24 protein-coding genes and 1 pseudogene are annotated in these 26,537 nt (G+C 60.3%); 12 read left to right on the forward strand and 13 right to left on the reverse strand.

What is annotated here, in order from left to right:
* Positions 1-241: 241 nt before the first annotated feature.
* Positions 242-1,261 (reverse strand): annotated as a pseudogene (locus tag FIU91_RS03670) (IS110 family transposase).
* Positions 1,262-1,641: 380 nt separating this feature from the next.
* On the opposite strand from FIU91_RS03670, the gene FIU91_RS19325 reads away from it, so the two are divergent.
* The gene (locus FIU91_RS19325) at positions 1,642-1,860 is read left to right on the forward strand and encodes a helix-turn-helix transcriptional regulator (protein WP_172974927.1); all 219 of its coding nucleotides are present in this window, start codon (positions 1,642-1,644) and stop codon (positions 1,858-1,860) included.
* Between the two features lie 98 nt (positions 1,861-1,958).
* Here the strand turns inward: FIU91_RS19325 and FIU91_RS19330 are convergent, their stop codons facing one another.
* The 4 genes from FIU91_RS19330 to FIU91_RS03690 are packed head-to-tail and all read right to left on the reverse strand — an operon-like array spanning position 1,959 to position 5,970.
* On the reverse strand, positions 1,959-2,255 hold the full coding sequence (locus FIU91_RS19330; RefSeq protein ID WP_172974928.1) for a hypothetical protein: 297 nt from the start codon (positions 2,253-2,255) through the stop codon (positions 1,959-1,961).
* A gap of 38 nt (positions 2,256-2,293) precedes the next feature.
* Positions 2,294-3,598, reverse strand: coding sequence for a site-specific integrase (locus FIU91_RS03680; protein WP_172974929.1), 1,305 nt, complete (start codon positions 3,596-3,598; stop codon positions 2,294-2,296).
* Positions 3,599-3,627: 29 nt separating this feature from the next.
* Positions 3,628-5,712, reverse strand: coding sequence for a site-specific integrase (locus FIU91_RS03685; protein WP_152461483.1), 2,085 nt, complete (start codon positions 5,710-5,712; stop codon positions 3,628-3,630).
* A gap of 30 nt (positions 5,713-5,742) precedes the next feature.
* On the reverse strand, positions 5,743-5,970 hold the full coding sequence (locus FIU91_RS03690) for a helix-turn-helix domain-containing protein (protein ID WP_152461484.1): 228 nt from the start codon (positions 5,968-5,970) through the stop codon (positions 5,743-5,745).
* 249 nt (positions 5,971-6,219) lie between these two features.
* Between FIU91_RS03690 and FIU91_RS03695 the strand changes: the two genes are divergently transcribed.
* Positions 6,220-8,364, forward strand: coding sequence for a hypothetical protein (locus tag FIU91_RS03695; protein WP_152461485.1), 2,145 nt, complete (start codon positions 6,220-6,222; stop codon positions 8,362-8,364).
* An 880-nt stretch (positions 8,365-9,244) separates the two neighbouring features.
* On the opposite strand, the gene FIU91_RS03705 is transcribed toward FIU91_RS03695, so the two are convergent.
* Complete coding sequence (locus FIU91_RS03705) at positions 9,245-9,889, reverse strand: TetR/AcrR family transcriptional regulator (RefSeq protein ID WP_152461487.1); 645 nt, start codon at positions 9,887-9,889, stop codon at positions 9,245-9,247.
* A gap of 17 nt (positions 9,890-9,906) precedes the next feature.
* Between FIU91_RS03705 and FIU91_RS03710 the strand changes: the two genes are divergently transcribed.
* From FIU91_RS03710 to FIU91_RS03735, 6 genes are all read left to right on the forward strand, one after another.
* Positions 9,907-10,848: a xanthine dehydrogenase family protein subunit M gene (locus FIU91_RS03710; RefSeq protein WP_254702038.1), complete on the forward strand. Its 942-nt coding sequence runs from the start codon at positions 9,907-9,909 to the stop codon at positions 10,846-10,848.
* Positions 10,845-11,345, forward strand: a complete 501-nt coding sequence (locus tag FIU91_RS03715) for a (2Fe-2S)-binding protein (RefSeq protein ID WP_152461488.1) — start codon at positions 10,845-10,847, stop codon at positions 11,343-11,345. The genes FIU91_RS03710 and FIU91_RS03715 overlap by 4 nt, the downstream gene beginning before the upstream one ends.
* A complete protein-coding gene (locus tag FIU91_RS03720) occupies positions 11,342-13,723 on the forward strand; it encodes a xanthine dehydrogenase family protein molybdopterin-binding subunit (RefSeq protein WP_152461489.1) in 2,382 nt (793 codons plus the stop codon). Before FIU91_RS03715 ends, FIU91_RS03720 begins: the two co-directional genes overlap by 4 nt.
* A gap of 48 nt (positions 13,724-13,771) precedes the next feature.
* Complete coding sequence (locus FIU91_RS03725; protein ID WP_152461490.1) at positions 13,772-14,824, forward strand: C4-dicarboxylate TRAP transporter substrate-binding protein; 1,053 nt, start codon at positions 13,772-13,774, stop codon at positions 14,822-14,824.
* Positions 14,825-14,895: 71 nt separating this feature from the next.
* Complete coding sequence (locus FIU91_RS03730; RefSeq protein WP_152461491.1) at positions 14,896-15,462, forward strand: TRAP transporter small permease subunit; 567 nt, start codon at positions 14,896-14,898, stop codon at positions 15,460-15,462.
* Positions 15,459-16,787: a TRAP transporter large permease gene (locus FIU91_RS03735; RefSeq protein ID WP_152461492.1), complete on the forward strand. Its 1,329-nt coding sequence runs from the start codon at positions 15,459-15,461 to the stop codon at positions 16,785-16,787. The genes FIU91_RS03730 and FIU91_RS03735 overlap by 4 nt, the downstream gene beginning before the upstream one ends.
* Before the next feature lie 158 nt (positions 16,788-16,945).
* Here FIU91_RS03735 and FIU91_RS03740 read toward each other — a convergent pair whose 3' ends face one another.
* From FIU91_RS03740 to FIU91_RS03765, 6 genes are all read right to left on the reverse strand, one after another.
* Positions 16,946-17,812, reverse strand: coding sequence for a ribokinase (locus FIU91_RS03740; protein WP_152461493.1), 867 nt, complete (start codon positions 17,810-17,812; stop codon positions 16,946-16,948).
* Positions 17,813-17,822: 10 nt separating this feature from the next.
* Positions 17,823-18,680 carry a MurR/RpiR family transcriptional regulator gene (locus FIU91_RS03745; RefSeq protein WP_152461494.1) on the reverse strand — a complete coding sequence of 286 codons (858 nt, stop codon included), beginning with the start codon at positions 18,678-18,680 and terminating at the stop codon, positions 17,823-17,825.
* Between the two features lie 3 nt (positions 18,681-18,683).
* Positions 18,684-19,670 carry an ABC transporter permease gene (locus FIU91_RS03750; RefSeq protein WP_152461495.1) on the reverse strand — a complete coding sequence of 329 codons (987 nt, stop codon included), beginning with the start codon at positions 19,668-19,670 and terminating at the stop codon, positions 18,684-18,686.
* 8 nt (positions 19,671-19,678) lie between these two features.
* Positions 19,679-21,211: a sugar ABC transporter ATP-binding protein gene (locus FIU91_RS03755; protein ID WP_152461496.1), complete on the reverse strand. Its 1,533-nt coding sequence runs from the start codon at positions 21,209-21,211 to the stop codon at positions 19,679-19,681.
* Between the two features lie 75 nt (positions 21,212-21,286).
* Positions 21,287-22,333, reverse strand: coding sequence for a substrate-binding domain-containing protein (locus tag FIU91_RS03760; protein ID WP_152461497.1), 1,047 nt, complete (start codon positions 22,331-22,333; stop codon positions 21,287-21,289).
* Between the two features lie 42 nt (positions 22,334-22,375).
* A complete protein-coding gene (locus FIU91_RS03765) occupies positions 22,376-23,353 on the reverse strand; it encodes a sugar phosphate isomerase/epimerase (protein ID WP_254702039.1) in 978 nt (325 codons plus the stop codon).
* Between the two features lie 437 nt (positions 23,354-23,790).
* Here FIU91_RS03765 and FIU91_RS03770 point away from each other — a divergent pair, with 437 nt between their 5' ends.
* The 4 genes from FIU91_RS03770 (at position 23,791) to FIU91_RS03785 (ending at position 26,099) form a co-directional block, all read left to right on the forward strand.
* Positions 23,791-24,423 carry a tyrosine-type recombinase/integrase gene (locus tag FIU91_RS03770; protein WP_152461498.1) on the forward strand — a complete coding sequence of 211 codons (633 nt, stop codon included), beginning with the start codon at positions 23,791-23,793 and terminating at the stop codon, positions 24,421-24,423.
* A 356-nt stretch (positions 24,424-24,779) separates the two neighbouring features.
* The gene (locus tag FIU91_RS03775) at positions 24,780-25,061 is read left to right on the forward strand and encodes a hypothetical protein (protein ID WP_152461499.1); all 282 of its coding nucleotides are present in this window, start codon (positions 24,780-24,782) and stop codon (positions 25,059-25,061) included.
* A gap of 85 nt (positions 25,062-25,146) precedes the next feature.
* Entirely contained in the window at positions 25,147-25,641 is a 495-nt protein-coding gene (locus tag FIU91_RS03780; RefSeq protein ID WP_152461500.1) for a DUF411 domain-containing protein, read from the forward strand.
* 11 nt (positions 25,642-25,652) lie between these two features.
* The gene (locus tag FIU91_RS03785; protein ID WP_254702040.1) at positions 25,653-26,099 is read left to right on the forward strand and encodes a cytochrome c; all 447 of its coding nucleotides are present in this window, start codon (positions 25,653-25,655) and stop codon (positions 26,097-26,099) included.
* Positions 26,100-26,232: 133 nt separating this feature from the next.
* Here FIU91_RS03785 and FIU91_RS03790 read toward each other — a convergent pair whose 3' ends face one another.
* Positions 26,233-26,505 (reverse strand): metal-sensitive transcriptional regulator, encoded by a 273-nt coding sequence (locus FIU91_RS03790; RefSeq protein WP_152461502.1) that lies wholly within the window; start codon positions 26,503-26,505, stop codon positions 26,233-26,235.
* Positions 26,506-26,537 lie beyond the last annotated feature (32 nt).

A 26,537-nucleotide genomic window follows, 5' to 3' on the forward strand; every position in this document is an offset into this window, starting at 1 on the left:
ATGGCTCCTGCGTAGCAAGACATTTCTGAGATTTTTTCGCACTGGTCAGAAGCAGACGAGTGTCCGGCCTATTTGCGCGGCGCACGCGGCCGCTGGCCCTGATGGTTTCCGCAGGCCAAGTCCCATACGGGTTCACGGACAACAATGTGTCCCTGACATTCGACGGGGTGTCTTGGCGAGCGGCCTGACTGTGCTCCATGATCTCAAAGGTCTTGCTATTCTGTAGGTTTGTTCCTTCGCTTTAGGCGTAGTGTGAGCGGTATTGTTCGTTCCTGGTCAACACCGCCCAGATGATCCGGGCCGTCTTGTTGGCCATCGCCACGGTGGCCAGGTGCGTCGGTTTCAGCTCGAGCAGGTTCAGTGTCCACGAGCCGACCCGTTGCGGGTGGGTTTTCGTTTGCCGCAATTGGGCAGTCAAGCCTGTTACCAGCAGGCACCTGATGTAGAGGTCGCCCATTTTCGAGATGCGTCCCAGTCTCTCCTTGCCTCCACTGGATCGATTGAGCGGTGTCAGGCCAAGCCAGGCCGCAAATTGACGGCCATTCTTGAATTGCCGGGCATCGCCGACGGTGGCTACAATGGCGGACGCCGTCGCCGGGCCGACACCCGGTATTGTGCGAAGCAACATCACACGGGCGTCCTGTTTGGCCTGAAGCCGCATACGCACCTCATAACATCGGACCCGCAGGTGCAGAGCGATGAGCTGATTGCTGAGATCGGCCAGGACGTCAACGGCAACCGCGGGAATATTCGGGACGTCCCCATCCAGAACACCGTTGGCAAATTTCACCGCGCTGCCATCTCCTTGGTCGATCACGATGTCGAACTCGGCCAGCAGACCGCGCAGCATGTTGCTGAGCTGGGTGCGCTGGCGAACGATAAGGTCGCGGGCCCGGTGCAGGAATAGGACTCCTTGCTGCTCTTCCGACTTGATCGCGACAAACCGCATAGTGGGGCGTGTCATGGCCTCGCAGATCGCCTCGGCATCGACCGCATCAGACTTGCCGCGTTTGACATAGGGCTTCAAGTAATTGGCAGGGATCAGACGAACTTCGTGGCCGAGCGCAGAAAGGCGCCGCGCCCAGTGGTGGCTGGACCCGCACGCCTCCATACCGACAAGTCACGCTGGCAGATCTTCGAAGAAAGCCAGAAGCTGCGCGCGCCTGATCGTCCGATTGAAGACAACCTCGCCGGTTTCGGCGATCCCATGGACCTGAAAGACGTTCTTGGCCAGATCTACGCCAACTGTTGTAACCTGCATTGGGTGGCTCCTCTCATAGCAGTCATGACAACTGCATTATGGCGCATTGCGACGCCGGTTGGAGCAGGAGCCATCGACCCCATCGGGTTCGGTGGGCCGCGCTGCAGCATCCAGAGAGTAGGTGAACGGCAGCTATCGGCCATTCGCGAACGGCACACTCATACTGCAACTGGAATGGCTTCATCGCGGGCCAAAGCACGACCGACCGAGATCCGGACATCACCATGAGGTGGTCTATATACCACGCGAGTTATATAGTTCTGACACCATTCAAAATGGGAGGTTACACCGTGGGGAAATCATTTCGCGAGCGGATGCTGCAGGCCCGCCCCGAAATAGCCGAGCGACAACAGGCTTTCCCGCGGAAGAGATTCATAGCTATGCGACTACGAGCGTTGCGGGATGCACGCGATATGACGCAAGCCGATGTCGCACGAGCTTCCGGTCTGACGCAATCAGCGGTCGCGCGACTCGAAGCGCTGACTGGACAAGTTCCGAAGCTCGAAACTCTCGAACGCTATGTCGCTGGCTGCAATGGCTACATCGCTCTGATAATCTCCGCCGACACCATCGAATTGCCTGAGAATACCGTAGCGTAGAGCCTCAGGACGCTCCTTCGGCCCTGCTCTGACTGGGGAACCGGTCTTTTCTGTTCCGGTAGCGGAACAGCGGGGTTTGCAGACATCACCAAAAGTTATCAGATTGCGATAGATGCAACTTTGATTTGCACAACTGCTCGGTGAGCTAAAAGCTCGCCTTCGCCATCATACGCATCAGCGCATTTGTAAGTCGTATCGACGAGTACATTGTAGTCGGACAGGCGGCTATGGGGCGCAAGCAGATTATGGCGCTTGTTGAGCAGAAGGCCGATATAGGTCAGCGTGTTGCGGAAGTTCCGGTGATGGGGAGAAATTGTTGAAAACGCCCCATCATCATCCCGTGCGGGTGATTGGCCCCCGTTTTCAACACGTCTCGGAAAATGCGGTATTTTCAACGGCCTGCGGTGGTGAGCGGGAGTGTTCCTGAGAGGCCTCACAGGGCCAGCTCCGGCATGGCTGCTCGCCTCCCTTCGACAAGGTCGATGAATTCCTCGGCAACAGCAACCCCTTGAGAATGGTCGTAGTAGCGTTGCGTGGTTCGCTCGTCCTTGTGCCCGAGAAGATACGCGGCTTTCCGTCCGCCAGCGGAGAGAAGCTCGCTGGCGTCTGTTGCCACGTTGTCGCGAAGGCGATGCAGCGACACACGAACTCCAAAGGCGCGCTCTGTCAGATCGCCGGCAAGCCGCCCGAGATGTTTTTCGGTGACCACTTCACCGCGGTTGAGAGAGGACGGAAACAGGAAGGTGCCGTCGTCGAAGATCGGCCGAAATTTCTCCAGGTATTCCTCGATAGCCTCACAGAGCTTCTGACTGGTCAGCAGCCGTTCGAACGGCTCCCCATTTTTCTGGTCCTCAGACAACTTCAGCAAATGGGCGGGAAGCCAAATGCGGATGGTGTTATCTCCGATCAAATGGAGCGTCGTGCCGGAGGCCAGGGCCGACATGGCGCGTGCGCGCTGGGGCAGGGCGGTCGCCAAGGCCAGCAGAATGCCGTTGCGGAATTCCTTTGCGGCCTGTGGACCTCTGACAGTTCTCGCGCGGGCCGCATCCATGAGCTCAAACCCGAGATCATAGATGCGACGGACGCCGACCAGTTGCGAACCGGTCTTCGTGCTGCTGCCTTCTTTGGCGGCGCGTTCCTTCCAGTCCTGAACGACGAAATCGCAAGCCTCCGAGGAAAAGCCAGGCGCGATGATCGAGAAACCGGAGAGGATGCGCGCGGCGTAGTCTGACGCGGTGCGGGCCGAGGCGCGATTTGCGATTGCGCTGGCATATGCATCGAGGCTCGCACCCGTGGGTGTCATTGGCAGCCCTGAGGTATCGCAGTGATCTACCCAGCGCGCGAGGACGAGAGCGACGTTGCGCAGATGGGCCGCGCTCCAGATCCGTGCCGCTTTGACGCGCGCGCCCTGTTTTGAAAGCTCCGCATGGGCACGCAATGCGTCGCGCCATCGCCGCGGGAGCCTTTCGATCGCGTCTTCGGCAAGTTCCCAGTCGGACTTGCGCTTCGTTTTCTCAAAGACACGGGCAGCGCGGAGCACTTGCCCGACATGCGCTGTCGCTTCTGGCCCCCAAATCTCAGCCGCGACGCGCTGCACATGGGCAAACTCCACCCATGCGGATTTTCCTACAGCGGCAAACCGGTCTTGTAGGTGTGCCGCGAGTTCACCGTACTGCGGGACCTGGGAATGTGGTCCCGCAGCGCGCATGGTGCGCAACAGGGTCAGGTGAGCATTCATGATTGAGTGTCCTTGTCGGTGTTCAGTCTTCAGGCTGCCTTGCGACGGTCGAGAACCGCGAGCCATTCGTCCGAGATGAGATCATCATCGAGTTCTGCGTAGAATTCGATTGTTGTTTCGATACTTAGATGCCCGAGCAGCTTCTGCACTTTCGGAAGGTTATCGAGGCTTTGCTTCAACCAGATCCAGCCGACCAGATGCCGGAAGAGATGCGGATGAATCTTCACGCCGACTTTTCGATGGAGGATCCGGGTCACGCGCTCGAGAAGGGCTCCGTAGTGACCGTCCTGATTTGTCGCGCCTTGTCCTGGAAAGAGATAGGGATTGGCGCTCTGCTGATCCTTCACCAGTGCCGGCCGAAGCGTCTGCAGATAGGTCTGGAGCAGCCGGCTCGTGGAGCGCGCGAGTACGATGGTCAGATCAGCGTCGCCGTCTTGGCGCATCTTCACTTTCGATGCTGGAACGACAATCCGGGCCCGGTCGTCTTGCCAGGTGATCCAGTCCAGACGCGCTTGCAGCACGTTCGCGCTCCGCGGCGCGCGCGATAGGAGAATGTCGTGCGCCAGAGCCGCCATGATGTCACGGGCGAGTTCGGCGTTGACGACCTCCACGGGTTTCGGGCGCGTGCCATGACGCTTCTGCCAAACCTTTTGCCTCTGATCGATTATCCTGTTCACGTCCTTGAGGATCTCACCGCTAAGATTGACAGTTTTTTTGATCCTGGCCTCGTTGAACTGTCGTAGTTTCGCTTTGTTGCGCGGGGAAATCCCTTTGAAACCGGCTTTGTACAGCTTGATCAGATCGTCGATCAAAAGCAGATCGTCCGCGGAGCGGCATTGATAATCCTGGGCAATCTTCCGGATCGCTTTCAGAACCGTTGAAAGATAGGAGCTCGGAAACTCACTTTGGTTGGCCTCCGCGAGCGTTTGCATCGCCGCTTCCAGGAATTCCGGATCGGTCAGTTCTTCGACAGTGTCTGGCACGATCCCGGTGGACGCTGACAGAGCCTTGGCGATCGACACGACATAGCCCCGACGCGTCTTCAGGGTTTCTTCGCTCCACTTGCCCTTCCCAACAAGAAACCCAGCTTTCCGGATGGCATCGTTCCGCGCACTCCCGCAGTCTTGTTTGGGCTGCCCCGAACGTTGAGCCTTTTCCCGGCGCTTGTTCCTAAGCAAGGCCTTCTTGTCCGTTATGGACTCCTTGTCTTCCTTCGCATCGAGTTCGGCGATGAAGGCTTCGCGAGTCTTTCCGTCTCGGGACATCTGGCCGAGTGCCCAAGGCGCGACGCGCAAGTCGAATTCGGTCATCAGTGGAGCGATCGTTTCCTCCGCGACACCGTATCTGTTGCGTGCATCGGCGAACGGGTGAGCTGCTGCTACAAAACCGAAGTCGGAGAATTCCGGGTCGTTGGCCAGACGCTTGAGCAGGGTCGCGATCTCGCGCACGTGTTTTTCGCATTGCGCCTCGCTCTTCGGCGAAACCACGATCCGATGATTGTAGTAGTCGCTGAGGGTCGCCATGGTGATCTCTGCCGGAGCGATGTCCGCATCATGTAAAAATAGCAGAAAGGATCCCGCTGCCAGCCGAGCCGATTTCGGGAGCGCACTGTTCTTGATGGCCTGTTGAACATCACGGTAGATACCACCGATATCGTCAATCCTTCTCTTGCGTTGGCGGGGTTCGCCACTCCCGGCGGCTTTGATCAGAGCTGAGCGATAGGTCGCATAGCTGCCTTGTGAGAGATCGAACCGAGCCGCCGTGTTCGCGTCGAAGAAGTCGATCACGTCCTGCTTGCAGACTGCGCGCAATTCGGGCGTCCAACCGGCTTTGCGGCAGAGCCAGCGCAGTTTTGACACGAGCGCGCGCTGATCTTTATTGATCGCGCGGGTGATCAGATCCGCATAAGTCACCCGCCTCTCACCCAGAGCCGCGAACAGGTCGTGGCCGGTTGCCTCGGAGAGAGCGGTTAGCGTTGAATGGCGCGGTTTCAGTCCCGGAATACTCAGGATATCGGACACCGCCTTAGGGTTCAGGCCGGCGCGCAGGGAGAGGGCGCGCATGCTTTCGCCGGAAGTGTCGAGGTAGGATCGCAGCGCTGTGTCGAGTGTCATTTAGTTTTCCTTTTCAGGCAGGTGGCGGGGTTATTCGAGGTCGAGGTCCGGCCTCCCAGGCTCGGGCCGGACCCGAAGCTCGAAGACCGCCAGCCACTCGTCTTTGATCGTCCAGGATTTCCCCAGCTTCACCGCTTGCAGCTTCACCAGACCATTTGGGGTGGGGCAGCCGTGGTTGATCCAGTCGCGGATCGTGTGCGGGTCGCGCTTGAAGATCTCCGCGACTTCGTTCGCGCTGTAGTATTTTGGTGTCTTCACGTTGTGTCCTCCATCATCTCGAGGAGGAAGTGGGTCCCATGACCCGGTCACGGAAATTTCCGACGCAGAAATTTCCAATGATACGAATAATTTGCTTGAACTTCCGTTCTCGGCGCAGGGTCGAAAAGGTGTCGCGCCGGTAGAAGATATTCACTACCGGCATGACACCCTTTTTCCGGATCCAACTTTTTCTTCCGCGATTTCCGTACCGGACCAACGTTCTCGTCAGATCAGAAATGGAGACTGACGATGGACTTGAAGACAGACACGGTGATCAAGCGTGATCGGAATGGACGCTTCGGTGGAGCGGGGGCTTATGCTGTTTCCGTCCCTGCAAAGGAAACGCGCTTCACGCCGCTGGCGGAGGCTGAAAATCAGCTCAGCCAGGCGCTGCAGGCTGCGGATTTCCATCTCAGGGAGGCTGAAGGTGAGGGTGAGGGCGTGCCGACAGCTATCGTTAGGGCAAGCCCTGGTGCCGGGAAGAGCACAGGCCAAAGGCGGCTCATGGCGGCACGTGCCAAAGCTGGAGATCCTCGCAGGATCGCGTTTCATGTTCCGACGCTGTCGCTTGCCGAGGAAGCTGCAGCGCAAGCTAACGAGTTCGGTTTACCCGCTCGCGCAATTCGCGGACGAACGGCGAAACGTCCGGACGAGCAGGGCAAGATGTGCGCAAAGGCCGACCTCGTCGATAGCGCAAGCCGACTGGGCATTTCTGTGCGCGAGAACTTCTGCGAACGCAAAGACGAGGACGGGAACGTCACGCATTGCCCTTATTTCGATGGCTGTGCGTACATGGCACAGTTTGAAGACCGCGTTTCTCATCGCTTTCTTGCAACCAGTTATTTCAGGTTACCGAATTCAGATAGCTTTGAGGCCGATCAACGGATCGTCGATGAGACATTCTGGCGAGAGTTTTATGACACGCTGAATGTCGAGGAAGAGTATTTTTGTACCTCACGAACACCGCCGATCTCTGACCAGCCAATGGCGCATGCCGAGCTTTTGCAGGCCGCAAAAGATGTATTTGCAGCTTTGGTCGATGGTCGTGGACCCATGTCGCTCAGATATAGCGCGGAGGAATATGCGGCATTCGCAACGCTCGAGAGAAGCGCCAGAACGGCTCTTCCCGATTTTGCGCCTGATCAGACTGTTCGAAAGCAGAAGGAGATGCTCGACGCGTATGAGCGTATTCATCGGACTGCGACGCGGTTTGCCGCGGTCTGGGACTTGCTTGCAGACGCGAAGCGAAAAAACTTGGGCCGGTGCGAGCGACTTCGCTTGTATCGCAAGGACGGCAAGCACTTGCTGCGCGTGTTGAAAATGCGTGATCTGCAGCACCGGAAACCGCTACTCGTCCTTGATGCAGATGCCGATCCTGACATTCTCAGAGCCCTCGGCTGCGATATCGTTTTCGACAAGCAACTGTCACTTCGACCCAATGCAATCATCGAGCAGTTGCACGATAGACGAATGTCCACGTCTTCGCTGCTTGGCTCTGGAGAAATTCGGAAGCAATGGCGGCGTATCATTGCGCGAGAGGTCTTGCGGGACCGCTTGGGACAGAACTCCGGTGTTCTCGTCGGTGCGACCAAAAAAATCGTAAAAGCGTTCTTCGAGGATGCCGGTCACCGCTTTGAAGGGTTGTCTTCGGACGAGGTGAACGAATTCATGCTCGACACGAAGCTGCACGGTGCGTCTTGGACCTGGTTCGGTGGGCGATCGCTCGGCGTCAATCGGTATGAAGACTATTCCAGTTGCATCATCATCGGTCGCGAGGAACTCCCGATACACGCTCTGGAAGATCAGGGGAGGGCGCTCTTCGGCGACACACCGGGTGCTCCGCTGCAATTGGTTCCTGAAGATGCCAATGGAGGGCAGATGCTGCCTGAAATCGAGATCTCATACGAGATGACCGATGGCAGCGCCATGGCAGTCATGGTGCCCTGTCATCCGGATCCGAGGATCCGCCGGCTGCAGCTTCAGTCGAGAGAACTGCGAACTCGGCAACTCATCGAGCGGCTGCGGCTTGCGCGTGCAACGACACCGAAGCGAGTTTTGATTGGATGCAACATTCCGGTCTCGGGGCTTCCGGTCGATGCTCTGATTTCATGGCAGGACCTCTGCGTTGAGCGCGTTGAAAGCGCGATTCAGATGGGTCTACTTGCCGGAAACGAGGTGCATTTGACCAATGCCGGTCTCGTGGCGGCGGCTCCTACAGTCTTCACCACCGAAGAGGCCGCGAAAAACCACATAGGTCGCAATCGGGTCAAGAGAGCTCTGCTCCAAAAGATGAAAACGGAGCTGGGTCAAGGCGCCGGGAAGCGGACGCTCAACCTTCAGGATGTCCGGAAGAATGGTCAGATCGAAAAACTGAAGGCGCTGCTCTCCATCTGAGAAATCTGAGACGGCTTTGACCGACGATCAGAAATAGCGGGTGAGAGTTCTGCGGGGCAGGGACCCTGCCTGTGCAATTTAGATCTCGCCGTCAAGTCAGACCGGATGTCTCGTCTGGTGACCTGCGGCGGCTGACGCGGCCACGACAGAGACGACATTCGTTGCCGCCAATCCTGAGGCTCTAACGCCGACGTCGGACATACCCGGACCGAGCATGATTTGAGATGGGATTTTGATGTGGAAGCGACTTTGAGAAATTTTGCTCCACCGGACCAAAATCGATTTTTCCGTCTAAACGCACGTACCCACTTACTGTTCAGGGCGCTTGCCCATCCACACAACACAAAAGGAACGGAAAGATGTCACCGAAGTATTCTCACATACGCGTCCAACTGACCGGTGAAGACGATTCAGCACCGGGGATCGTGATGAGATGTCGCCAGGCCGCGCAGCGTGCCGGGCTGCCTCAATCCGAATGCAACGCGTTCATGCGTGACGCCTTTTCCGGAGACTACGACAACGTAATCTCTACGGCTATGGCTTGGTTCACTTGCGATTGACGTGAAGGGCCCAATACGGAGCTGAAGGGCGCGTAGTCGATATGGTTTGAAGTGTTGGGCCTGGAAAGCGTGACGGGGTCGTTGCGGAAACGAAATGCTGTGACCCTGTCGCTCGTGACCCTATCGGCCCTGAGCCGACATCCACCTCACCTTTCGAATGCTGCGTCTGCGGTCCGCATTGCAGACATTCCCTGCGGTTGCATTCTCAGATACCCCGGCTTGGTGTTCCTTCCGGATGCCAATGATCTGCTCTCCGCTGAAACAGCTTTTCCGCATCGTCTGGGCTTTGATGCTGTAAACGCCCCCGAAGCTGTTTTTCCTTAGTTCTCGAGGTGGATTCCAAAGAATTGGAGGTATTTGTCGATCGCCCGCGCGATTTCGTCCTCGGGGTGCTCGGGCGCAGGCATCCGGTAGATGTGCTGGCGGATGCCGATGTAGACAATTCCGCCGTGCAAGTTCCACACGTCTTCCATCGTCGGGCGAATGTCGCCGCGCGCCAGCGCTTCGGTTTCTGCCAAGATCGGGCGCAGGATGACCTCGCCCAAATGCTTGAGATACCGGTGGTTCAGCGAAGCTCCAGCCAGGCCCGAGAACATGAAGATCCGCATCCACTCGCGCTCGAAGATGAGAGCGCTGTACTCGCTGTAGAAGGCAATCAGCCGATCGCGTAGCGCCACGTCGCGGTCGGTCAGCCGCTCGGGCCAGTCAGGTGACAGCCGGCCGATATAGACGTTTTCGTAGACCGCCTCGATCAGGTCGTCCTTGGTCGCGAAGTAATTGAATAGTAGGGATTGTGTGACGCCGAGACGCTTCGCGAGTTCCCGTGTCTTTCCCTCCAGCCCGACCTCGGCGAAGAAGCGCACCGCCTCGTCCACGATCTGTTGACGCCGTTCCGCCGGAGGCAGGCGGCGGCGGATCGCGCCATATTCGCTCTCGGCGGCGCTGTTGTCGGCGGATTGGTCCATGAAGCGCCCTTGCAATCTTGGTCGAGAAAAATGTCTTGCACCGACTCGGATTAAAAGATCAACTGATCAACGGAATTGATCAAGCGCTTAATAAGGTGCGGATCAACGGAGGAATGGAGGACGCCATGAAGGCATCGGCGGGCGGGTACGCCCGGGCTGAAAACCTGCGCCATGCGATCGAAATGCTGGTTGCAGCAAAGGGGGAGGGTCGCGTGCTCGCAGGCGGTCAGAGCCTTGTGGCGGCGATGAACATGCGCCTGTCTGCGGGCGATCTGCTCGTCGATATTTCGCGCCTGAGCGAGCTTTCCGGCGTTTCGCAAGAAGGGGACACGGTGCGCATCGGCGCGCTTACCCGCCACGCGCAGGTAGGTGCCGATCCGATCGTGCAAGCGCGTGTGCCACTGCTGGCGGCCGCGGTGGGGCATATAGCGCATGCCGCGATCCGCAATCGCGGCACGATCGGCGGGGCGCTCGCCCATGCCGACCCGGCGGCCGAGTTTCCTGCCTGCGCGCTGGCGTTGGGGGCCGAGATCCACGTCGAGGGGCCCGAAGGCGACCGCAGCATTCCGGCCGAGGATTTCTTCGAGGATGTGTTCACAACGGCATTGGAAGAGGACGAGATCCTGACCGCGCTGTCGGTTCCCGCGGCCGAGCCAGGCGAGGTTCAGCTTATCGAAGAGGTTGCGCGCCGGTCGGGCGATTACGCGCTGGCGGGCCTATGCCTCGTCAGACGCGCGGCGGGCCATCGTGTCACGCTGTTCTCGGTTGGGCCGAAGCCGATCCTCGCAACCGGTGCCATGGCCGCGCTTGATGCGGGCGATGTGGACGGGGCGGTCGCGGCGCTGGCCTCCGAGATCGATCCGCCGTCCGACACGCAGGCCAGTGCGGCCTATCGCCGTCACCTCGCAGGCGTGCTGATACGCCGTGCGGTGGCCCGGCTGGAAGGAGACAGGACATGACCGAGATGTTTCGCGACAAGGTGGACGTGGCGCTGACCGTCAACGGCGAGCCTGTCGAGGCCCGCGTGCCCGCCGGCCAGCACATGATCGACTTTCTGCGGCTCGACCTGGGCCTGACCGGCGCGCATGCGTCGTGCGAACATGGCGTCTGCGGCGCTTGCACGATCCGCGTGGATGGGGTGTCCGTGCGCGGCTGCCTGATGCTGGCGGCTCAGGCCGACGGTGCCGAGGTCTGGACCGTCGAGGGCCTGACCGACACGGCCGCGATCACCGACCTTCAGGATGCCTTTGTCACGCGTAACGCGCTGCAATGCGGATTCTGCACGCCCGGAATGCTGGTCGCCGCAGAAGAGTTGCTGTCCGCCGGAGGCACGCCGAGCCGGGCTGAGATCCGCGAGCACCTGTCGGGCAACTACTGCCGGTGCACCGGCTACGAGGCCATCGTGGACGCGGTTGAAAGCGTGGCGAAGGCGCGCGCCGGGAAGGGGGACGCATGACCATCCAGTTCAACAATCCCGACCGGCCGAATTCGTATATCGGCAAGACCGTCCCGCGCCCGAACGCGACCAAGCTCGTGCAGGGCCGGGGGCGCTATGTCGACGACATCGTGCTGCCGCGCATGCTACACGTGGCGTTCGCCCGTTCGCCCGTGGCGCATGCGAAGATCGGCGAAATCGATCTGGAAGACGCAAAGGCGGTCAAGGGCGTGCTGCGTGTCTTCACCGGCAAGGACCTGGCCGAGGTCTGCACACCCTGGGTCGCCGTGCTCGCGCATCTCAAGGGGCTGAAATCCCCGCCGGAACATCCGCTGGCGGTCGAGCGGGCCTGCTGGGTGGGCGAGCCTGTCGTCGCCGTCGTTGCCACGACGCGCGCAGCGGCCGAAGAGGCGGCCTCGCTTGTCATGGTCGACTACGAGGACCTTCCCGCCGTCACCGACACGATGACCGCGCTCGACAAGGACACCCCGGTCATCCATCCGGAGCTGGGCGATAACCTCGCCTTCCGGCGCCTACACGAAGAGGGCGACGTGGACGGCGCCATGGCGCAGGCGCATAAGGTTGTCTCGGCTCGGTTCCGCACCGCGCGGCATACCGGCGTCACGCTCGAGCCGCGCTCGATCCTGGTGGACTGGAACCCTGCCGAGGGCCAGATGACGGCCTATCATGCCACGCAGGCGCCGCACATGATGCAGACGGTGTTCGCCAAGCATCTCGACATTCCCGAAAGCCGGGTACGCGTGATCTGTGGCGACGTGGGCGGATCGTACGGGATCAAGGTACATGTATACCCCGACGAGGTGGCGACGGCGGCCATCGCCAAGGTGATGGGCCGGCCGATCAAGTTCATCGCCGACCGGCTGGAAAGCTACAGCACCGACATCCATGCCCGCGACCACGAGATCGAGGCGAAGATCGCGGTAGACAAGGACGGCAAGATCCTTGCTATCGACGTCGATGACTGGACGGGGATCGGCCCCTATTCGGTCTACCCGCGCACCTCGGCGATCGAGGGCAACCAGGTGGTTAACCTGTGCGGCGGGCCATACGATTTTATGAATTACCGCGCACAGACGACGGTCGTTTTCCAGAACAAGACGCCGACCTGCCAGTACCGGGCCGTCGGTCACCCCATTGCCGTGGCGATCACCGAGGGGCTGGTTGACATGGCTGCGGCCGAGCTCGGCATGGACCCAGTCGAGATCCGGCGACGCAACATGTATGCCGACGACGCCTATCCCGTGACCTCGCCCGCCAAGATGCGGTTCGAGGGACTGTCGCATCAAGCCTCGATGGACAAGCTGATCGGGATGATGGACTACGACGCCCTGCGTGCTGACCAGGAAGAGGCGCGCAAGCGCGGCAAGTATCGTGGTATCGGCATCGCGAGCTTCATCGAGCTCACCAACCCCTCGCCCTTCATGTACGGCATCGGTGGCGCGCGGATTTCGGCCCAGGACGGGTGCACCGTGCGGATGGACCCAGACGGATCGGTCGTGGCGCTGTCGGGCGTGACCGAGCAGGGGCAGGGGACTGAGGCGATGCTGTCCCAGATCGTGGCCGAGGGCGTGGGCGTGAACCCTTCGCAGGTGCGGATCGTCACCGGCGACACGGAGGTCACGCCCTATGGCGGCGGCACCTGGGCGTCGCGCGGCGCGGGCATCGGCGGTGAGGCCGCTTTGCAGGCGGCGCGTGCCCTGCGCGACTCGATTCTCGAGGTGGCGGGGGCGATGCTTCAGACCGACGCGAGCACGCTCGACATCCGCAGCGGCCAGGTCGTCGACGCGGACAGCGGCGAAGAGCGCATGCCGCTCGAGGAATTGGGCCGTATCGTCTATTTCCGCGGCGACACACTGCCCAAGGACTTGGCGCGCGAGCTCGTGCAGACCCGGCACTTCATCACGATGGAGTATCCGTTTGCCTTCACCAACGGGGTCCAGGCCAGCTATCTCGAGGTCGATACCGACACCGGCGTCGTCACCCTGCTGAACCATTGGTGCGTCGAAGATTGTGGCCGGGTGATCAACCCGCAACTGGTCGACGAACAGATCCGTGGGGGCATCGTGCAGGGCCTTGGCGGCGCGCTCTATGAGGAAATCCATTACGACGCGGAAGGCCAGCTGCTGAACGGGTCGATGGCCGACTACCTCGTGCCGATGGCGGCCGAGATGCCGGACATGCAGATCGGTCACGTTGAGACGCCCACCGGTGAAAGCGAGCTGGGCGCCAAGGGCGCGGGCGAGGCGGGAACCGCCGGGGCGCCCGCGGCCGTCATGAACGCGATCAATGACGCTCTGCGCCCTCTGGGCGCGCAGGTCACCGAAATGCCCTTTACCCCCGAACGCATCCTGCGGGCGCTGGGAAGGATCGACGACTGAACCAAGACGGCGCTGGAGGAGGCGCCGCGACACCAAGGAGGAGACCCCATGAAACTGACTGTCATCACGACGGCGGCGGCCGTTCTGGTCGGGGGCGCGGTCAGCGCCCAAGAACAAATCACCGTGAATATCGGATCGTCGCACCCAGAACAGAACATCTGGGTATATGCGATGAAGAACACTTTCCAGCCCGAAGTGAACCGCATCCTTGCCGAGAACGGCAACGAATACGAGGTGAACTGGGTCGAGAGCTACGCCGGCACGCTCTACAAGTTCACCGACACGCGCGAGGCGGTAATGGACGGCATCGTCGACGTGGGCATGGTCGGCACGGTCTGGGAAGGGGCGAACATGCCGCTTCAGAACGTGACCTACTTTACGCCCTTTGCCACCGAAGATCACCGCATGATCATCGAGATTTTTGACGACCTTTCCGAGAACCTACCCGAGCTGAAGGACAGCTGGTCCGAAAACGGTATGGTTCACCTGTCGTCGCTGATCACTGACAGCTACGACATCTACGCAACCTTCCCGGTCACCTCGATGGAGGACCTGCAGAACCGGAAGCTCAACGCGCCGGGCACTTCGGCCAATTGGCTGCGCGAAACGGGCGCAACTCCGGTGGATGGCGCGCTGACGACCTACTACACCAACATCCAGACGGGCGTGACCGAGGGCACACTGTCCTTCGCCTCGGGCATCCTGCCGACCCGCGTCTACGAGGTTGCCCCGGAACTGACCCGCGTGGGCATCGGCTCGATGTATTTCGGCGGCATCGCCGCGAACGAGGACTTCTTCAACGGGCTGCCCGAACCGGTGCAGCAGGCGATGCGCGAGGCGGCGCAGGCAACCTCGATCGCGCATGGCGATTACGTGGCCGATCTTGCCGCGCGCGCGCTGGACGAGATGCAGGCCGCCGGCCTGACCATCCACCAGCTTCCCGACGCGGAGAAGGAAAAGTGGGTCAACAACCTGCCCAACATCGTCGAGCCCTGGCTTGAGCAGACGGGCGAGGCCGGCGAAGTGGTATTGAAGGCGTATTTCGACGCGCTGCGCGAACGCGGCGCGACACCGCTGCGCGCCTGGGACGAAGGTCTCTGAGCCATCCTTGAACGCACCGCGTCCGCCCGGCGTCAAGCCGGGCGGCGTTTTCCTGATGATGGGACCGGAGCATGAGCGACGACAATTCGGCCGCCTTCGACGATGACGGGTACGTACCCGCCTTTTCCGACGCGCCACTGGGCGCGATCTTGTGCAGTGCTGCGGCGGCCATGTCCGCCATCGGCACGGCGGCGATCGGCGCGCTGATGTTGTTGATCGTGGCGGACGTGATCGGCCGCAACTTTCTCGACGCGCCGATTACCGGGGTGTCCGAGATCGCCGCGCGCACGGTCGTCGCCATAGTGTTCCTTCAGGTGCCGGCCGCGATCCTACAGCGCCGCCTGACCCGCGCCGATTTCCTCGTGCGGCGGCTCCAAGGCGTTTCGCCTGCCGCCGTTTCGGCCCTGGAGGCCGCATTCTGCATCGCCGGCGCTGTCGTCTTTGCCCTGATCCTCTGGGCGTCCTGGCCTAAGCTGCCCGAAAGTTGGGCCTCTGCCGAGTTCTTCGGCGTGCAGGGCGTTTGGACCATCCCTACCTGGCCGTTCCGAGGCATCACCGTTCTGGGCGCGACGCTTGCCGTGCTCGCCGCGCTTTACCGCGCCACGCAGGAAATGCGCAGCATCCGGAGCCGGACATGACCACACTCGCCTTCGGTTTCGTCCTGATCGGGGTCCTGATCGCGCTTGTCCTTCTGGGCATGCAAATCGCCTATGCGCTGTTTGGCGTGGCCTTCGTCGGCATCTGGCTGATCCGCGACAACATCGACCTGGCTTTCCGGATGCTCGAGCTCACGGCCTATTCCGGCATCGCGGACTATCTCTTTGCCACGATCCCGTTGTTCGTGCTCATGGGCCTTCTTGTCAGCGTCTCGAACGTCGGCCGCGACACGTTCGAGGTGGCCGAGGAACTATTGCGCCGCATGATCTGCGGCCTCGGGGTCGCCACGGTTGCGGCCAACACGATCTTTGCCGCAGTGACGGGCGTCTCAATCGCATCGGCGGCCGTCTTCACCCGGGTCGCGGTGCCCGAGATGAAGCGCCACGGTTATCGCCCCGCGTTTTCCGCCGGAACGGTCGCGGGATCGTCCGTGCTGGGCATGCTCATCCCTCCAAGCCTGTTGCTCATCATATACGGCGTGCTGGCCGAGGTCTCGATCGGCGGCATGTTCATCGCGGGTATCATCCCTGGGCTGATGCTGGCGGGGGGCTTCGTGGCCATGCTCATCAGCGTCACGATTCTATTTCCGGGCTTCGTGCTGGACGACCCCGAGAGCACGCGAAAGCGGCGGCTCGAACGGGATCACCAGCCCATGCCGCTGGGGCGGATGGTTTCCAAGCTCATCCCGATCATCCTCCTCGTGATCCTCGTGCTGGGCGGGCTGTATACTGGGTTTTTCACACCTACCGAGGCGGGCGGCGTTGGCGCTTTCGGCGCGCTTCTGGTCGCGCTGTCGCGCCGCAGCTTGGATCGGCACAAGCTCTGGCAGGTGATGAAGCAGACCGGCGTGATCTCGGTTTCGATCCTGCTGCTTCTGGTCGCGGCGTCGTTCTATTCGCGCATGCTGGCCATCGCGGGCCTGCCAAACGCCATCGCCGGGTTGGTGACGGAGTCCGGCTTCGGTCCGCTGGGTTTCCTGTTCTTCTATGCGCTGATCATCCTGCTAATGGGCATGATCCTGGATAGTACTTCCATCCTGCTCATTATGGTGCCGATTGCCGCGCCGATCGCGCAGGGCATGGGAATCGATCTGATGCATTTCGGGATCGTCACAGTGATCGCAGTCGAGATCGGGCTGCTAACGCCGCCCTTCGGGATTTCCGTTTTCACGGTCCACAACACGCTCAATGATCCGGATGTGGGGGTCGAGCAGATCTTCGGCGCTACTCTTCCCTTCATCGCTGTGATGCTGGTAGTCCTTGTTATCGTCGCCCTTGCCCCGGCGACCGCAACTTTCTTCCTTTGACATATTCAAGCGTAATGTCAGTCGCTTACCCGGGACGTTTTCCTTTTAACAACGGACGTTTGCTGTCGGCCCAGACTTGCCTTTCACGGAGCGTCCCGTCGCTGCCGTGCAGCTTCCCCACAGCGGCCATCCAATGCGCCGTGCAGCATGGCCCGGCGTCAATACGTCGAGACGTGGCGAGCAGCAGCGCGATTGGCAAGTTCGAGCGCCCGACTAAACTCGTCCCCGGCAGCAAGACGGGCAACCAACGTTCCGATGAAGCAGTCACCGGCCCCATGAGTTGAGATGACCTCAACCTTCTCCCCCGGCACTGCAAATTTGTTTGCGTCCGAAGCAAAGGCGACGCCATCACCTCCCGCTGTGACCACCACGTAAGCGAAACGCTGAGACAGTGCCGCCGCGGCTTTTTGTGCCGTCTCGAGGTCGTTGACGTCGACGCCGCACATTGCCTCCGCCTCAAGCGCGTTGACGACGAGGATGTCGACGAGCGACAGAAACTCGTCTGACATAGGGCGCCAAGGGGCGGCGTTCAGGCAGACGACAACGTCCCGCGACCTTGCCGCACGAGCGGCTACGAGATTGGTCTCCTCGCGGATCTCGTTTTGCAGGATAAGATGCGTGGAACCGTCCCACAGTTCGGGCACCTCGAGCTGTTGCGGGTCTATCATCAGGTTTGATCCCGAAACGATGACGGCTCCGTAGTCGCCGGATGCGTCGCTTATTGCGACGCTCATGCCTGTGCCTACGTCTTTGGCTCGGCTCACATGAGCTGTATCCACACCGCCGGTTTGCAGCCCCGCAAGCAGGAACTCGGCGAAGCCGTCATTGCCTACAGCCGAAACCATTAACGTACGAACGTCTTGTTGGGCAGTCGCGACAGCCTGATTTCCACCCTTGCCACCGAACTTGGGAAACCAGCGCATTCCAGTCACGGTCTCACCCGCCGCGGGGCGGTGTGGCGCCTCGACGAAAATGTCGTAGTGCAGGCTGCCGACAACGACGACGGCTGCGGTCGTGTTTGCCATGTGCAAGCTCCTATTTTTCCCGCTTGCTGTCGACGGATTTCATCGTCCGTGCCAGCTGGCTCTCGGCAGATTCAAAATCGCGCTGCGCGACTGAGACGAAGATCGCATCCATGATGTTGAGCTGGGCGATCCGGGCTGCCGCGTTCTCTCCGAGCAGGGGTGACCCCTGAGCAGTCGAGCATAGAACGACGTCGGCAATCTCGGTGATTGGCGCGTTAGTATAATTGGTTAGAGCGATGGTGCGAGCTCCGTTCTGCCGCGCCAAGCGCGTCGCGTCGATCACGGCAGAGGTCGCACCGGAGTGACTGAAACTGACCACTACGTCGTCGGGCCCGAGCAGTGCAGCTGACATCAGCATCATGTGCGAGTCGTCGAACACGGCACTGCGCAGACCGATGCGCAGGAACTTGTGTGACACGTCACGCGCAATCTGGGCCGATCCGCCAAGGCCGTAGAAGTCCCGTTGTCGCGCCCCGTGTAGCAGGGCTGACGCCCGATCGAAGGCCTCCATATCGAGAATTGACATGGTTTCTTCGATGGCCTGCACTGCGGTGTTGAACACCTTGCGCACGATGTCGGAAGAACTGTCCTCTGGCGAGATTTCGCTATGGAGCGAGGCGACGTCGGATTGCTGATAGCTGACCAGCGCCTCACGAAAATCTCTGAAGCCGTTGAAGCCCAGCTTCTTGGCTATCTTGACGATCATCGCATCAGAGACACCAGAATCTTCGGCCACCTCGCGAAGCGAGGTGGTCATGTCCATGTCCGTGCGTCCGGTGATCGTATTGACGACCCGCGCTTCCAGCGGCGTGAGGGACGGGGTCTGCATCCTCACTCTTGCTCCAACAGTGCGCGGGTCGATATTCATGTATCAGGCTCTTCCTCTTGTGGCTCGGTCAATGAGCATCGCAACGATGATAATAATGCCTGTCGCAAGAAGTTGATAGAACGCCTGCACGTTCATCAGCGTCAGCCCGTTGCGAAGCGAACCAAGGATAACCGCACCCAGTAGCGTACCGACGACCGACCCCTTGCCGCCCATCAGTGACGCCCCCCCAATGGCGGTCGCTGCGATGGCGTCGAGCTCCCAAAGATTGCCCATCGTGGGATCAGCCGCGCCCAGCCGGCCCATCAGGATCAGAGCGGCGACCGCAGCAAGGCCACCCGACATCACGTATACAGTTATCCTTGTACGAGCGACGGGAACGCCTGCGATGCGCGCTGCCTCTTGGTTGCCTCCAACGGCCAAGATGTACTCACCAAATGGAGTGCGGTTCAGAACGATCCACAATAGCAGAGCGATCAGGCCGACGATGACGACAGGGACCGGAACGCCCAGAAGATCACCGTTGATAAATGCACGGAATTCGGTGGGAATACCGAAAATAGGATTGCCGCCGGTGAAGATCAGTGCAAGCGCCCGATAGAGCGAAAGGCCCCCCAAGGTTACGATAAACGGCTGAAGGCCCGCAAAGGCAATCAGGCAGCCATTGAACAACCCGCACAACATTCCTGTGCCCAGAGCGCCCAGCAATGCTATGGGCAGTGGAACCCCCGCGGTCATGAGTGCGGCGCCCGCAACGGCCGAAATCGCCGCCGCGGGACCCACCGAGAGGTCGATCCCCCCCGAGATGATGACAAAGGTCATCCCCAGCGCGATGCAGGCATTGATCGACGATTGCTGCAGAATGTTGAGTACATTCGGCGCGGTCATGAAGACAGGGTTCAGAACGGCGAAAACAATCAGGATCAACGCAAGGCCAAAAAGCGTGCCTGCGTCACGGAGGTTGATGAAGGCGGGCAGGAACGAGCGTCGGCCTTCTGCCTCGCTGGCCTTGGTATCGGATGTATTTGTCATGGCTTGGCTCACGCTGGTTCGGCAGTTCGCTGAGAACTGCGGCTTTTCGATTTTGGAATGGCGAGGGCGGCGATCCGGCCTTCGTCTATGTCACCACCCGAAAGGACCCCTGCGATCTCGCCTTCGCGCATCACCATCACCCGGTCGGATAGGCGCAGGATCTCTGGCAGCTCGGAGCTGACGACGATAATCGATTTGCCCTGCGCCGCGAGCCGTTCGATCAGATCGTAAATTTCCGATTTGGCGCCGATGTCGATGCCGCGCGTCGGCTCGTCGAACAGCAGGATATCTACATCCGCGGCCAGCCAGCGACCAATGATGGCCTTCTGCTGGTTTCCACCTGAGAATTGGCCGATGGCCCGGTCCACGTTCGGCGGGCGCAGGTTCATTTGCTGCATCAGCTCGGTCGCCTCGTGGCGCAGATGCGCGCGACGGATCAATCCAGCGGAGGAGAAACGGTTCATGCAGGGCAGCGCCATATTGGATGCGACAGATCGGTCGCGAACAATGCCGTCCTTCTTACGTTCCTCCGGCACCAGCCCGATCCCGGCCGAGATTGCTTCACGCGGCGAGCGGAAACTATGCTCGCTTCCCCTAATTTCGATGCTGCCTTCGGTCGCGCGGTCGATGCCCGCGATCAGCCGCATCAGCTCGGTTCGGCCAGAACCGACGAGTCCTGCAAGGCCCAGCACTTCGCCCTTATGCAGCTCAAAGCTGGCGTCGCGGATCATCCGACCGTCGCCCAAGCCTTCTACCCGCAGCACAGTCTCGGCTTCGGCATGGCTGACATGTTGCTCCGCCTGGATTTCGCGCCCCACCATGCTGGCGATCACTTCGTCCTCGCTGGTTTCAGTGAGATCGACTGTAGCTACGAAGCGTCCGTCACGCAGAATTGTTGCGCGTTGGCAGACTTGGAACACTTCGTCCATTTTGTGCGAGACATAGATGATCGAGACCCCCTGCGCTGACAGCTTGCGGATCAGCGCAGCGAGGCTGTCGAACTCCGAGGGCGTCAGAGACGAGGTGGGCTCGTCCATGGCGATGATCTTCGCATCGTCCAACAAAGCACGGGCGATTTCGACGATTTGCTGCTGTGCGACCTTCAGTTCGTGAATCGGTCGGCCCGGATCGATACTGGGGTCCAAATCCGCCAGAATAGAGCGCGCTCGCGTCTCTTGGGCACGCCGGTTCACGAGGAGCCCACCTGCCATCTTCAGAGGTCGGCCCAGAAAGATGTTCTGCGCCACACTCAGGCCCGGGATGTGTTGAAGTTCCTGATGGATCATCGCGATCCCGGCAGCGCGTGCATCTTTGGGACTGCCAGGGCGTACGGTCTCGCCGTCGATCCGGATCTCGCCTGCATCGGGCTTCAGAACAGCCGCCAGAACATTCAGCATCGTGGATTTGCCTGCGCCGTTCTCGCCCAGGAGCCCGTGAACTTCGCCGGGGCGGACCTGAAAAGACACATCTTCCAGCGCCTTGACGCCTGGGAAGCCCTTGGAAATCCCGTCGACAGCGAGACGGATGATGTCGGTTGCCATGGTGGGACCTTTCGATGAGGGGAGCCGCACGACACGCGAAAACGCGTCCAGCGGTCCCCGATCGATGAATCGGCCTTATTCGGCCAGAAGCATCTCGCGCAGCGCAGCGGTATCCTCGATGGAGTACTGTTCGATGTTCTCCGAGGTGATCAGAGCTTGGGGCGTGGCCACCACGCGCGGAAGATCCTGCCCATCAAGAAGGCGCAGAGCGACTTCCATCGCGACTTCGCCTGTCAGGACGGGAAAGCTGTCGACGGTTCCGGTAAGGTCCCCCGCTCGGATCGAGTCGTAGGCGTCCGAGATGCCGTCGGTGCCGAATACAGCTACCTGCTCCTGTAGATCGGCCGCCTTAACCGCCTCAACCACGCCAAGCGCCATGCCGTCGTTGTTGGCATAGAAGCCGATCAGGTCGGGATGTTGCTGCAGGATAGTTGACGCTGCGTTGTAGGCCTCTTCGCGGCTCCAGTTCGCGGGAACGCTCGCCACCACTTCGAGACCATCTGCCTCGTTGATAGTGGTGGTAAAGCCGTCGGTACGCTGACCCGCAGCAAACACGCCAGGCTGGCCCTCGATCACCGCAACTTTGCCCCCGTCGGTGTTTTCGATGAACCATTGCGCCACGCGCACGCCGTTGTCGCGCTGCACGTTTCCGACATAATGTTCGACCGAGGGGATGACCGCATCATTCACGTTCACCACAGGGATGTCTTGCGATCTCGCGCGCTCCAGCGCCGGCTGCAGGTTGTTGTCAGTCTGCGGCGAGAACAACAGCGCGTCATAGCCCTGCAATAGCATGTTCTCGGCGATCGATAGCTGCGCCAGTTGATCGCCCTCGCTCGGCGCCGCCTGATAGGCGAAATCAACGCCATACTCATCGGCGACATTCTTGTAACCGATACCCAGAGAGCGCCAGTATTCGTTCGTCAGCGTTTTTGAGACGCCACCAACCGAAGCATCATCGGTCGGAGTCGGAACCGTACCGAACTCGGCCTCAAGCTGCGACCAGTCGATGCGGTCCGCCTCAGTATCGGAGTTAAGGGGTGGCAGGTCTTGCGCCATGGCAAGGCCGGCGCTGCTCGCAAAAGTTCCAGCGAGCAGAATCGTCTTCAGTGTCTTCGTCATTTGGGTCTCCTCCCTTTACGTGAATCTGTGATTTCGTGAATTTTAACCGCCTGCGAGGATCCTCTGTACGGCGCGTTGCGCAGCGGGGGAATTCTGTTTTCCGATGGCGGATCTCAGAGTGTTGTCAGCCTCGACCTTCTCGGCCATCGCCATCAGCCGCTCGACCATCTCGATGTTCGCGGCACATTCCTCGACCGGATCGATGCCCGATGCGTCCGGGAAGGTGTCGAAGTAAATCACCCCATTGTACCCGTCCCGCCGGATCTGGGTTAGCAGCTCAAGAGTGGCCTGAGGGTGAACAGAGCCGACCATCAGGCCATCATCCCGCTTGGCGTATCCGTCGTTGAGATGCACGCCGAGCAGGCGCGAGCGGCGGGTGATCAAAGTGGCGGCGAAGGCTGGCATCTCGTCCGCATAGAGAACATGCGCGAAATCGAGTGTGACGCCGAGATTTTTTGCCCCGGCCTCATCGATGGCCAGCAAGGTCGTTGCGGCATCGGGTAGAAGTGCGAATGAGCGGGGCTCATTTGGTTTATACTCGATGGAAATCAGGCATTCAGGGGCATATTCAGCCACCTCCTGTATGCCACTGACCTCATCCTCCCACATCTTAGAGTAGTCGCCCTGAAAGCTGTAATCGAAGCCATCCTGACCCATCCAAAGAGTCATCAGCGGCGCGTCCATTTCCAGAGCGGCATCGATGCCCTTTTTGGTCAGATCGATCGCCTCGCGCCGGACTGCCGCGTCGGGATTGGTGAAAGCGCCAAGCTTGAATGCGGGATTGGTGTAGTAGCGCATAGCCAGGCCGTTGATCTCAAGCCCCATGTCGTTGACCTCGGAGCGGACGGCCTTCGGATCGTCCGACACATGATCCGGATAATTCAGGTCAACATGGGTCAATCCAGGCACTTTGGCCGCGCGGCGCGCTGTCATCATCGGTGTCGGCTTGCCTTTGTGATCAGGCCACTCTGCCTCCGCCTTTGCGGCGAACGAGTTCAGTCGGGTCGCGAAGCGGGTCATGGGCTGTCCTCCTAACTTTACGTTGAACCATATTTTTGTGAAGTTAGCAAGGATCTTTGTGCGATCGCTGTGATCGCCGCTCCGATGTGCTGGAGGTGGAACCGCGTCATGCAGCAAAGATGCCCCTTCTCGTCTGAGCGGCGCCAAGCCCTGCTGTGAAGCCGGTTCCAAAATTGGCGATATCAGTGGTTTCTGTCCCGCTCCAAGAGGCCTCGCGTCGTCAGAAGGTTAGCCGGGACGGACCCCCGAGGAAAAACCCATGTGGTTCTTGCACGTTTATGGCTGCTCGTGAGATCGGCCGTTCGCTGCAGCCCGTCTAAGGCGTAGGTCGGGCTCCGAGCAGCCATTCGTGCAGCGCTCCCGTGGTAGCGTGGTAGGATCGCCCTGCCGACATGATGTCGGTGTTGCGGAGGATGGGGCGGACCGGAGGATCCACCATGCCCACCACAAACCTCCCTGCCATCCGCCTTCGGAGATCAGCCTGGAACAGAGGCCGCATCGTCGGCCAGAAACGACCGCTTATGCCGAAACATGTCTGGGCCATTCGCGTGCGCCTCGAAATCGCTAACCGGGTTCGGGATCTCGCCCTCTTCAACACTGCCATCGACAGCAAACTGCGCGGATGCGATCTCGTCAGTCTCAAGGTGGCGGACGTGTTTGCGGCCGGACAGGTCAAAGAGCGTACATCAGTCAACCAGAGCAAGACCAAGCAACCGGTGCGGTTCGAGATCACCGAGGGCACACGCAGGTCGATCGCTGCGTGGCTTCAGGATCCAGCCATGATCGGTTCCGAGTATCTCTGGCCCGGGCGCTTTCACGAGCGTCTGCACATTTCGACGCGCCAGTATACCCGGCTCGTGCGCGATTGGGTGACCTCGGTCGGCCTTGAGCCGAGTGCCTACGGGACCCATTCCATGCGGCGAACCAAGGTCGCACAGATCTACCGCAAGACAGGAAACCTGCGGGCGGTTCAGCTTTTGCTGGGCCATACCAAGATGGACAGCACTGTCCGCTACCTCGGCGTTGAGCTGGAGGATGCGCTGGCAATTTCCGAGGCGGTGGAAATGTAACAAGCTGGGCCGTCTTCACGGACGGCCCATTGCCGACCTTGGCCATGACGGCGATTGCCGCACCGCAGCTTCACTGAAGCGGACACTCATAAATGGCGCAGCATTTCGAGAAATCAGAGCGTAGTGATCTCGAACGAGGTGAATCTTCTCTGCAAGTGCGAAAGCCGTCGCCACAACTACCGAGATCCATCGTAGGGCTCCTGTCGCTGGAAACATCGCCTGGCGTTGAGCAGAGCGGTGCTTTCCAAAATGACTTTTGATGCGTCAGCACATAGCGCGGCCGTGACTTGTAATGCGCAAGATACCCCGTGTAGGTATGTTTTATGTCCTTGGTTCGTTTTCTCTTGATCGCTGCGGTGGCAATCTCTGCTTCGCTTTCCGGCGCGATGGCGGCGGGTCATGCGATGACCGCCGAACCGGACCAAGGCGTCATGGAGATGACGACCGATATGCCCGCACATTGCTGCGATAGCAGTCTCGAGCCTACACAGAGCTGTCATTTCCTGCCTGCGCTTCTGCCTGGCGAAGCTGGACCCGACGCAGCATCGATCACCAGCGGAGACATCTTTGCGGCGGATGGTCGTCTTTTGACCGGCATCACACCTTCCGGCCCTCTCGATCCACCGCGCGCGATCTGATCCGACCTGTGCCCAGCACAGGCTCTTTCCCAAATCGCATCGAAGCTGGGTTTGCCAGCTTGCTAATCTTTCGAGAGGAAAACTCATGAAACCGACCAACGCCTTTTTGGCCTTAGCTCCTGTCACTGCACTGACGCTCAGCCTTGAATCCTTCGGTGCGGCCGGAATGGCTCACGCGGAGAGCCATCCCGACATGGCCGGGCATGGCAGCATGCATGTCACGAAAAGTCCCACCTGCGGCTGTTGCGGCGCGTGGGTCGCGCTTGCGCGCGAGGCAGGTTACGAGGTCGAGGTCACGGACACGCGGGACGTGACGAGCGTAAAACTGGAGAATGACGTGCCAGGAGCGCTCTGGTCTTGCCATACCGCGGAGATCGAGGGCTACACGATCGAGGGACACGTCCCTTTCGCAGCTCTGAACAGGCTGCTGGACGAACGGCCTGACATTGCCGGGATCGCAGTACCGGGCATGCCGGTCGGCTCACCCGGCATGGGTACAGATCCGAGCGCCCGCTATGACGTGATCGCGTTCGGCGGAGATGCAGCCTCTGGTGAGATCTTCCATCGGGCTGGCCAATGAAGCGGGGTCTCTTGATCACGACGAGTGGAGCGGTTCTTCTGGGAGCCGCTCTGCTTGCCACGGTCACGCTCCGACCGGGGGAAGAACGGATTGTTCTCCGACACGCTGATCCAGACACCGTTGCCACGGGCGCGGCCGTCTATGTGGAGCATTGCGCCGCCTGTCATGGCCCAAATCTTGAAGGGCAGCCCGATTGGCGGTCGCCAGGTCCGGACGGAAGGCTCCCTGCACCGCCGCATGATGAGACCGGGCATACCTGGCACCATGACGGCGAGACGCTGTTCCGACTGACGAAGTTCGGGATCGGCGCATTGATCGATGATCCTGACTATGCCTCGAACATGCCGGTGTATGACGGAGTCCTGACTGACGAGGAAATCGTCGCAGTCCTCAGCTATATCAAATCGACATGGCCCGAGGACATTCGCGCGCGCCACGATGATATGGAAAGCCGATGACGGTCATACGCAATTGAAAGTGGCATAAGCGACGGCCCGTGTTCTCTGAACATGGGCCTGTTGCTCTCGGCGTCACCATGACGACCAAGCTCGCCGCCTTGCTCTGACGCGGCAAGACTTTCGACTGAAAGGGTTACCGTGACGCCTTTTGCAATAGCCCGATCAGCTCGTCGAACTTGGCGCGCTGTTCCTCGGGGTCGGCACTGGCAATGGCCTCCTCGACACAGTGCTCGGCATGGTTCTCAAGGATAAGCCGTTCGACACTCAGAATTGCGGACCTGATCGCGGCTGTCTGCGCCAGGATATCCATGCAGTAGCGGTCACTCTCGACCATGCGGGCGACACCGCGGACCTGGCCTTCCAGGCGGGAGAGCCGATCGAGTGTGCGTTGCTTGTCCTGTTTCATGTCCTTGTCCTTTATCGACCGCTGCACCAGGC

The sequence above is a fragment of the Roseivivax sp. THAF30 genome (genome assembly GCF_009363575.1).
GTDB classification, from domain to species: Bacteria; Pseudomonadota; Alphaproteobacteria; order Rhodobacterales; family Rhodobacteraceae; genus Roseivivax; species Roseivivax halotolerans.